Raw genomic sequence first — 8,087 nt, 5'->3', positions numbered from 1 at the left:
GGGGTTGAGGGGCGGGACGATCGTCGCCGCGGCAGTGGTCTCGGTCAGGCCGTAGCCCTCGTAGATCATGATTCCGGCGGCGTAGAAGAAGAGGTTGAGGTTGCGGTCGAGTGGGGAGCCGCCGCTGATGGCATAGCGCATACGGCCGCCGAGCTCTTTGCGGATGCGGCGGTAGACCAGCAGGTCGTACAGGGCCCAGGCGGCGTACAGGCCCGGGCTCGGGCCCTGGCCGCGCCCGAGGAACCTGTCGAGGTGCGCTTCGCCGAAGCGGACGCCGATGCGGTCCGCGCGGTCGAAGGAGGCGGCGCGGCCGATCCGTTCGGCGGTCTTGCGGCCGGTGGCGTGGATCTTCTCGAAGAGGTACGGGACGCCGACCAGGAAGGTGGGGCGGAACTCCCTCAGCGCGGGCCGGAGTTCGTCCGGTTTGATGCTCGGGAAGTGTCCCAGCTCGATACGGGCCATCAGGCAGGCGATCTGGATGGTCCGGCCCAGGATGTGGGCGAGGGGCAGGAAGAGGAGGGTCGAGGCGATCTGGCCCGTGATCTCTTTGAAGATGGGGTGCAGGAGCTCGACCGTGTTGGCGGCCTCGGCGTGCAGGTTGGCGTGCGTGAGGGCGCAGCCCTTGGGCTGGCCGGTGGTGCCGGAGGTGTAGCAGATCGTCGCTACGGTCTCGGGGGTCACGGACGTACGGCGCTTGGTGATCTCGTCGTCGGGGATGTCGTGGCCGTGGGCGGTGAGTTCGGCCACCGCGTCGCCATCGAGCTGCCATACGCGCGGGGGTTCGGAGTGAGCGCCTGTGCCGGTCCTCACCGCCTCCGCGTTCTCGGCGGTCTCGGCGACGACGAATCGGGCGCCCGAGTCGCGGACGATCCACTCGATCTGGTCGGCCGAGGACGTGGCGTAGATGGGCACGCTCTGGCCGCCCGCCGCCCAGATCGCGAAGTCGAGGACGGTCCACTCGTAGCGGGTACGGGACATCACCGCGACCCGGCCGCCCGGTTCGAGTCCCGCCGCGATCAACCCCTTGGCGACGGCGGTGACTTCGCGGGCGAAGGCGGCCGCGCTCACCGGGTGCCAGATGCCGTGTTCCTCGCGACGGACGACCACGGTGTCGGGGGCCTCGGCCGCGTTGGTGAAGGGCAGGTCGGCGATGCTGCCGTTGGTGGCCCTCGGCGCGAGGGCCGGCATGCGGGCCTCGCGGACGACGCCGTGGTGGTCCTTGACGGTCTCGACCTTCGTGCGGTCCGCCAGGTCAGTGCGTTTCTTCGCCTGCTTCAGATCTTTGCGTACGCCCATGACGGCTCCCGGTCGCGGCTCGCGTGCGGTGGTGCGGTGCTACTTACGCGGAGGTCAACTTACTCGGGCGTAGCGGAAGTTCAATCAGATGTTCGCCTGTGTTCGGACGTGTGCTCGTTCAGACGGTGGCTGGTGCCGGCGCGGGCAACGATGGTCGTCGATACGTTGGTGTGCGGCGCCCACCCCGACGAGCGGCCCACGGAGCGTCCCGACCTGGCGACGGAGGTGCGTCCCGCGCTCGACCGGATCACCACGCGGCTCCTGGCCGCGCTCCAGGAGACCGCGCTTTCGGCGTACGGACGCCGGCATGGTGGCTGGTGGCTGCCGCGTCACACCACGTGAGGTTGTTTGGGTGCTGTGGTGAGGGCTATTCGGACTGTGTCGGTTGCAGGGGTGGGATCTGGCGAGGAGGTTCGGATGGGGTCCGTGAATATTTTTGTTCTGGGGCTTGACGAGGAGAACCTTGAAGTCCTGCTGGGTGTGCCGGGTGCTGCCGATTACCGTTATCATCCGCTGCTGAGCCAGGGAGAATTGCAATTCAGTGGCACTCCGGTCTCCGACCTGCTCGACAAGGCGGAGCGGCAACTGAGGGAATTCCGGGGAAGCGTCGATGCGATTGTGGGCTACTGGGATTTCCCCGTGAGCATGATGGTGCCGATTCTGTGTCGTCGTTTCGGGCTGCGGAGCCCAAGCCTCGAATCGGTGGTGAAATGTGAACACAAATATTGGAGCAGGCTCGAGCAGCAGAAGGCGATTACTGAGTATCCCCGCTTTGCGTTGCTCGACCCGGCCGACCCTGCCCGGCCGCCGGAGGGCGTGCGGTATCCGATGTGGGTGAAGCCGGTCAAGTCCTATGCTTCTCAGCTCGCCTTCCGGGTTGAGGATGACGCTCAGCTTGCCGCGGCACTTGCTGAGATCCGAGAGGGCATCGGTCAGATCGGCAAACCGTTCGAGTACATTCTCCGGCAGCTGGATCTCCCGCCTGAGATTGCCGAGGCCGGGGGGCAGACCTGTCTGGCCGAGGAGGAGATTTCGGGTGCTCAGGCGACGGTGGAGGGTTACAGTCGAAAGGGCCGGATCGAGACTTACGGAGTCGTGGATTCCCTCGCCTACCCCGGCACTCCAAGTTTCCTGCGGTATCAGTATCCCTCTGCGCTGCCGCCGCACATGCTGCGGCGAATGGAGGACCTGTCGAAACGGGTGATCGCTCAGATCGGCCTTGACAACTCGACGTTCTGTATCGAGTTCTTCTGCCACCCGGAGGGCGCGGGGGGCGGGGAGGTCTCTCTCCTGGAGGTCAATCCGCGGCATTCGCAGTCGCACGCCGAGTTGTTCTGGGAGGTCGACGGAATTCCGAACCATCATTGCATGATCAGCCTTGCACTGGGAAAGGACCCCCGTCTGCCTCACCGTGAGGGTCCTTATGCACTTGCGGCAAAGTGTTTCCTGCGCCGTTTCCGCGATGGCCGGGTTCTGCACCGGGCCGGGGCAGAGGAAATCGACCGGCTGCAGCAGGAAATTCCGGGAGTGGATGTGGTCCCGGTGGTCGACGAAGGGATGCAGCTTTCCCAGGTGCCCCAGGCGCATGACAGTTACAGCTACGAACTTGCCCACATATATGTGGGGGCTGCTGACGAAGGGGAGTTGCAGCGCAAGTACGACCGATGTGTGGAGGCTCTCGACTTCCGTTTCGACGATGAGGAGGGTGGGTTATGCACGAGGTGACCTCGCTGCCGTACACGGTCAAACAGGACGAACATCTGTGGATTCCATTGTCGGACGGCATCCGGCTGGCGGCCCGTATATGGCGCCCGGTGTCGTCCGACAACGATCCCGTGCCGGCCGTTCTGGAGTACATTCCCTACCGAAAGCGGGACCTGACCGCGGTGCGGGATTCCATCAACCACCCCTACATGGCGGGGCACGGCTACGCCTGCGTCCGGGTCGATCTGCGCGGCACCGGCGAATCCGAGGGCGTACTCACCGACGAATATCTGGAGCAGGAACTCCGCGACGCCGAAGAAGTCCTCGCCTGGCTCGCCGATCAGCCCTGGTGCGATGGCCGGACCGGCATGATGGGAATCTCCTGGGGCGGCTTCAACGCCCTGCAGGTCGCCGCCCGGCAGCCACCGAGCCTGCGCGCCATCGCCATCGCCTCGTTCACCGACGACCGCTACGCCGACGACATGCATTTCATGGGCGGCTGCCTGCTCTCGGACAATCTCTCCGAGGCATCGACGATGTTCGCTCACACCTCCTGCCCGCCCGACCCGGCGCTGGTCGGCGAGACCTGGCGGGACATGTGGCTGCAGCGCCTCGAAGGCAGCGGCCTGTGGCTGCACGAGTGGCTGAAACACCAGCGACGGGACGACTACTGGCGGCACGGCTCGGTCAGCGAGAACTACCAGGATGTGCGGTGCCCCGTCTTCGGCGTCAGCGGGTGGGCCGACGGATATTCCAACAGCGTCTTCCGGCTGATGGAGCACCTGGACGTACCCCGCAAGGGGCTGATCGGCCCGTGGTCGCACAAGTACCCGCACCTGGGCAAGCCGGGGCCCGCGATCGGATATCTGCAGGAAGTCGTGCGCTGGTGGGACCGGTGGCTCAAGGACATCGACAACGGTGTGATGGATGAGCCGATGCTGCGCGTGTGGATGCAGGACAGCATGCCGCCCTCCACCGCGTACGCCGAGCGTCCCGGTCACTGGGTCGGTGAGCCCTCGTGGCCCTCCCCGCACACCCGCCCGTACGAACTGCCGCTCGGAGACCATCGGCTCGCCATGCCGCAGGAGGAGATCAAGGAGCAGGAGTTGCGTGTGGAGTCACCGTTGTCGGTGGGACAGTTCGCCGGCAAGTGGTGTTCCTACAGTGCGCCGCCCGATCTGCCGTACGACCAGCGGGAGGAGGACGGCGGTTCGCTGGTGTTCAACACCGATGTGCTCGAGGAGAACTGGCAGATCCTGGGCAGCCCTGTCGCGCACCTGGAGATCGCGGTCAGTGAACCTGTCGCGATGGTCGCCGTCCGGCTCTCCGACGTGGCCCCCGACGGCCGCGCGACGCGGGTCACCTTCGGGATGCTGAACCTCACCCACCGCGCCAGCGACGAAACCCCCGAGCCACTGGTCCCCGGGCGCCGCTACCAGGTGGATGTTCCGCTGAACGGAGTGGCGCAGGACTTTCCCCCCGGGCACCGCATCCGACTGTCGCTGTCCACGTCCTACTGGCCGCTGGCCTGGCCCCCTCCGCAGCCGGCTCGGCTCAGCGTGTTCACCGGCGCCAGCCGGCTGCTCCTGCCGGTACGCCCGGCGGCCGAACCCCAGGAGACCACGCTGCGTCCCTTCGACGAGCCGGAGGGCACGCCGCCGATCACCGCCACCCAGGTCCGCCCCGGTGAGGAGCGGTGGACGGTCTCGCGGAACCTCGTGGACTATCACTCGGAGTTGCAGGTGGTGAAGGACAGCGGGGTCGTGCGCTTCGAGGACCACGGCCTGGAGGTGGGGCGCCACGTTCACCAGCGGTACGTCTGGGTGGGCGACGACTTCGAGTCGGTGTGGGGCGAGGTGGAGTCGACCATGACGTTCCGCAGGGGCGACTGGCACGTACGTACCGTGACCCGCACGGTCCTGTCCTGCTCGAGCCGGGAGTTCCGGCTGCACGCACAACTGGACGGCTACGAGGGCTATCGCAGGGCCTACTCGCGCAACTGGCATCACACGATTCCCCGTGACCATGTGTGAGCCGAGGTGCAGCGGGAGTCGATATGTCCGCATGTCTATGTCCGCCCTGGCGCCTCACCGTCGGCCGACACGCCCACGATTGACATGATCACCTGGCTCGCTCCGCTCCACTCCGCCCAGTTGCTGCGTGGCATCTGCATCGGCGTCCATGCCCGGGAGCCGTCGCCGGCACGCACGAGCAGGGCCTCCCGGCCGGGACCAGCGCGGGCCGGATCGCCCGAAGGAGGCGGCCCTCATGGGCGAACTGCTCGCCCTGGCCTCCGCGTTGTGCTTCGGCATCACACACTTCGTCAACGGGCTGGTCTCGCGCCGCGCCGACGGAGTGACGGTGGCGCTGCACGCGCAGCTCGGCGGGACCGCGCTGAGCGTCGCCGCGGCACTCGCCACCGGGCACGGCAGCCCGGCCGCCGTGGACCTGGGCTGGGGTGTCCTGTCCGGGGCAGGTACCGGGATCGGGGTCGCGTTCCTCTACCGGGCACTGGCGAAGGGCGCGTGACGGCGGTGGCCTTACCGGTCCTGGTCGGGCTCGCGCTGCTCGGCGAGCGGCCGACGGCCCTCGCCCTGGTCGGCATCGCGGCCGCGTTTCCCGCACTGTGGCTGGTCTCCCGCGGCCCGGAGGCCGTACGGCCACTGGATCCGGCCGGGGGCCGTCGCACCTCGGCGGTGGCAGACGCACTGGTCGCGGGCGTCGGCTTCGCGGTGCAGTTCCTCGCGATGGCCCGGATCCCGGCCGACACCGGGCTGTGGCCGGTGGCGGCCAGCCGGGTCGCCTCGGTGGCCCTCGTGGCCGGCCTACTGGTCGGCCAGGGGGCACCGTGGGCTCTACGGCCACGGCATGGCGCCGCGGCGGCCGGGGCGGGGGCGGTCGGGACCCTCGCCATCCTGCTCTACCTCGCGGCGACCCGGCAGCAGCTGATGACCGTGGCCACCGTGCTGGCCGCGCTCTACCCGGCTGTCCCCGTCCTGCTCGCGCTCGTCCTCCTGCACGAACGCACCACAAGGCCGCAGGCCCTCGGTCTGCTCTGTGCCGCGGCAGCCATCGCGCTGATCGCCGTCGCGTGAACCAGGGCCGACCCGTCACCACGTTGTCGGCCGTGCGATCGACTCCCGCATCCAGGTGGACGGTGTCGCCTCAGCGAGACGCGGCAGTGGTACGTGTCTTCCGTGCCCGTCAGTGCTCCGCCACCATCTCGCGGGCCAAGCGGACCAGGGCCGGGATCGCCGGGTGGGCCGGGGTGCCGCGGTACCAGGCCAGGAGCAGAGGCACGGGTGGGGCGTCGGTCAGCGGGCGGTAGGCGATCTCGGGCTGCGTGTGCAGGCGGGGTGTCGCCGACGTCGAGATGCCCACGGCCCGGCCGACGGCGATGGCCGTCAGCCACTCGTCCGTGTTGGTGACCTCGACCGTCGCCGTGGGACGCGTGGCGGCGGGCCAGAGTTCCAGTGTCGTGGTGCCCGCCACCGTGTTCAGAGCGATCGGCCACGCCGCGAGGTCCGCCAGGGTGAGCTCGCCGCGGTCCGCGAGATCGCTGTCCGCGGGCACCACCGCCACCCGCTCCTCCTCCAGCAGCAGTTGCGTGACCAGCCCAGGCACCGCCACCTCTCCGCGCAGCAGCGCGACGTCGACCTTGCCCTGGGTGAGCCCGGCCGTGCGGTCGTCGATGCGGCGCAGCTCCAGTGGGACGTCGGGGTGCTCCTCGTCCCAGCGGCGCAACAGCGGAATGGTGCGGTCCCCGAGCGCCGCCCAAGGGTGCCCGAGGCGCAGCGGCAGGGTTGTCAGCGAGTGGGGGTCGAGGGCGGTGTCCACGGCGGCCAGCGCGGCGGCGGCCTTGTCACGGAACCTCCGGCCCGCCGCTGTGAGCTCCAGGTGGTGGGTGGAGCGGTCGACCAGGCGTACGCCGAGATGGTCCTCGAGCTGGCGCAGCGTACGAGACAGAGCGGGCTGGCCGGTGTGCAGCCTGGCCGCGGCGCGCGTGATCGTACCCTCCTCGGCGATGGCGAGAAAGGCCCGCAGATGGCGCAGCTCCATGGTCATGCCCGGCAAGCATAACCGCGGTGCAATCGGCATTTCACGCGCAGTGCGCGGCTTCCTAGCGTGGCGGCATGACAAAAATGAGGTCCCAGGCAGAAACCGCCCCAGCGGCACCAGGGGCATCAACGGCACCAGCGGCGCCCGCGGAAACGCTGAGCACACCGGCGACCGGCCGCATCCGTACGGCAACCGCGCCCGTCGGCCCAGGCAGCCTCGGCGGCGTCGGGCTGGTGCTGGCCGGTGCTCTCTCGGTGCAGTTCGGCTCCGCCGCCGGCACCCTGCTCTTCCCGCGTACCGGAGCTCTCGGTGCCGTGGCCTTGCGGGTGACGATCGCGGCCGTGCTGCTGCTGGTCATCTGCCGGCCCCGGCTGCGCGGCCACAGCCGTACGGACTGGGCCGTCGCCGGTGCCTTCGGGCTCGCACTCGGCGGCATGAACATCCTCTTCTACCAGGCCATCGACCGGATCCCGCTGGGCCCGGCGGTGACCCTCGAAGTCCTCGGCCCGCTCCTGCTGTCCATCGCCGCCGCGCGCCGGGTGGTGAGCCTGGCGTGGGCCGGGCTGGCGCTGGCGGGCGTCTTCCTCCTCGGGCAGGACGGCTTCGACCGGCTCAACCCGGCGGGCGCCGCCTTCGCGCTCGGTGCGGGCGCCATGTGGGCGGCGTACATCGTCTTCAACTCCCGGGCAGGGACCCGCTTTCCGCGGCTGGACGGGCTGGCCATGGCGATGGCGGTGGCCGCACTGGTGAGCCTGCCGCTGGGTGTGGGTTCCGCGGGCTCCACGCTGCTCGAACCGGAGGTGCTGGGACTCGGGCTGGCCGTGGCGCTGCTGTCCTCGGGGCTGCCGTACGCGCTGGAGCTGCTGGCCCTGCGCCGTCTGCCTGCGCCGACCTTCGCCGTGCTGATGAGCCTGGCCCCGGCGATCGCGGCACTGGCCGGGTTCCTTGTATTGGGGCAAACGCTGTCGGCCCTGCAATGCCTGGCGATCGCCCTGGTGGTGGGGGCCGGCGCGGGGGCAGTGCGGACG

General features: G+C 69.1%; 8 protein-coding genes. 6 read left to right on the top strand and 2 right to left on the bottom strand.

Annotated features, from left to right (window positions below; genetic code table 11):
- The coding region (locus tag G5C60_RS48315) for an AMP-dependent synthetase/ligase (RefSeq protein WP_165270269.1) at positions 1-1,296 on the bottom strand (1,296 nt) is incomplete at its 3' end.
- A gap of 132 nt (positions 1,297-1,428) precedes the next feature.
- On the opposite strand from G5C60_RS48315, the gene G5C60_RS54410 reads away from it, so the two are divergent.
- The 5 genes from G5C60_RS54410 to G5C60_RS48295 all read left to right on the top strand — a co-directional run bounded on the left by G5C60_RS54410 (position 1,429) and on the right by G5C60_RS48295 (position 6,095).
- Positions 1,429-1,638: a hypothetical protein gene (locus G5C60_RS54410; RefSeq protein WP_420907485.1), complete on the top strand. Its 210-nt coding sequence runs from the start codon at positions 1,429-1,431 to the stop codon at positions 1,636-1,638.
- Positions 1,639-1,713: 75 nt separating this feature from the next.
- Positions 1,714-3,021: an ATP-grasp domain-containing protein gene (locus tag G5C60_RS48305; protein ID WP_165270267.1), complete on the top strand. Its 1,308-nt coding sequence runs from the start codon at positions 1,714-1,716 to the stop codon at positions 3,019-3,021.
- Positions 3,009-5,033, top strand: coding sequence for a CocE/NonD family hydrolase (locus G5C60_RS48300; protein ID WP_165270265.1), 2,025 nt, complete (start codon positions 3,009-3,011; stop codon positions 5,031-5,033). Before G5C60_RS48305 ends, G5C60_RS48300 begins: the two co-directional genes overlap by 13 nt.
- A gap of 235 nt (positions 5,034-5,268) precedes the next feature.
- Complete coding sequence (locus tag G5C60_RS52870) at positions 5,269-5,529, top strand: hypothetical protein (protein ID WP_241267610.1); 261 nt, start codon at positions 5,269-5,271, stop codon at positions 5,527-5,529.
- Between the two features lie 5 nt (positions 5,530-5,534).
- Positions 5,535-6,095, top strand: coding sequence for an EamA family transporter (locus G5C60_RS48295; protein ID WP_241267609.1), 561 nt, complete (start codon positions 5,535-5,537; stop codon positions 6,093-6,095).
- A gap of 109 nt (positions 6,096-6,204) precedes the next feature.
- Here G5C60_RS48295 and G5C60_RS48290 read toward each other — a convergent pair whose 3' ends face one another.
- Positions 6,205-7,065 carry a LysR family transcriptional regulator gene (locus G5C60_RS48290; RefSeq protein WP_165270263.1) on the bottom strand — a complete coding sequence of 287 codons (861 nt, stop codon included), beginning with the start codon at positions 7,063-7,065 and terminating at the stop codon, positions 6,205-6,207.
- Positions 7,066-7,142: 77 nt separating this feature from the next.
- Between G5C60_RS48290 and G5C60_RS48285 the strand changes: the two genes are divergently transcribed.
- Positions 7,143-8,087, top strand: a 945-nt coding sequence (locus tag G5C60_RS48285) for an EamA family transporter (RefSeq protein WP_206440925.1), incomplete at its 3' end; no start/stop codon positions are given.

It is taken from the genome of Streptomyces scabichelini (assembly GCF_011045015.1).
Lineage (GTDB): Bacteria > Actinomycetota > Actinomycetes > Streptomycetales > Streptomycetaceae > Streptomyces > Streptomyces scabichelini.
The sequence above is the reverse complement of the archived record's forward strand: the minus strand, read 5'-3'. Positions and strand labels throughout refer to the sequence as shown.

Excerpts from the sequence above, each read along its gene's own strand:
- G5C60_RS48290 (WP_165270263.1), bottom strand. The coding sequence starts at position 7,065 with ATGACCATGGAGCTGCGCCATCTGCGGGCCTTTCTCGCCATCGCCGAG.
- G5C60_RS52870 (WP_241267610.1), top strand. The coding sequence starts at position 5,269 with ATGGGCGAACTGCTCGCCCTGGCCTCCGCGTTGTGCTTCGGCATCACA.
- G5C60_RS48300 (WP_165270265.1), top strand. The coding sequence starts at position 3,009 with ATGCACGAGGTGACCTCGCTGCCGTACACGGTCAAACAGGACGAACAT.
- G5C60_RS48305 (WP_165270267.1), top strand. The coding sequence starts at position 1,714 with ATGGGGTCCGTGAATATTTTTGTTCTGGGGCTTGACGAGGAGAACCTT.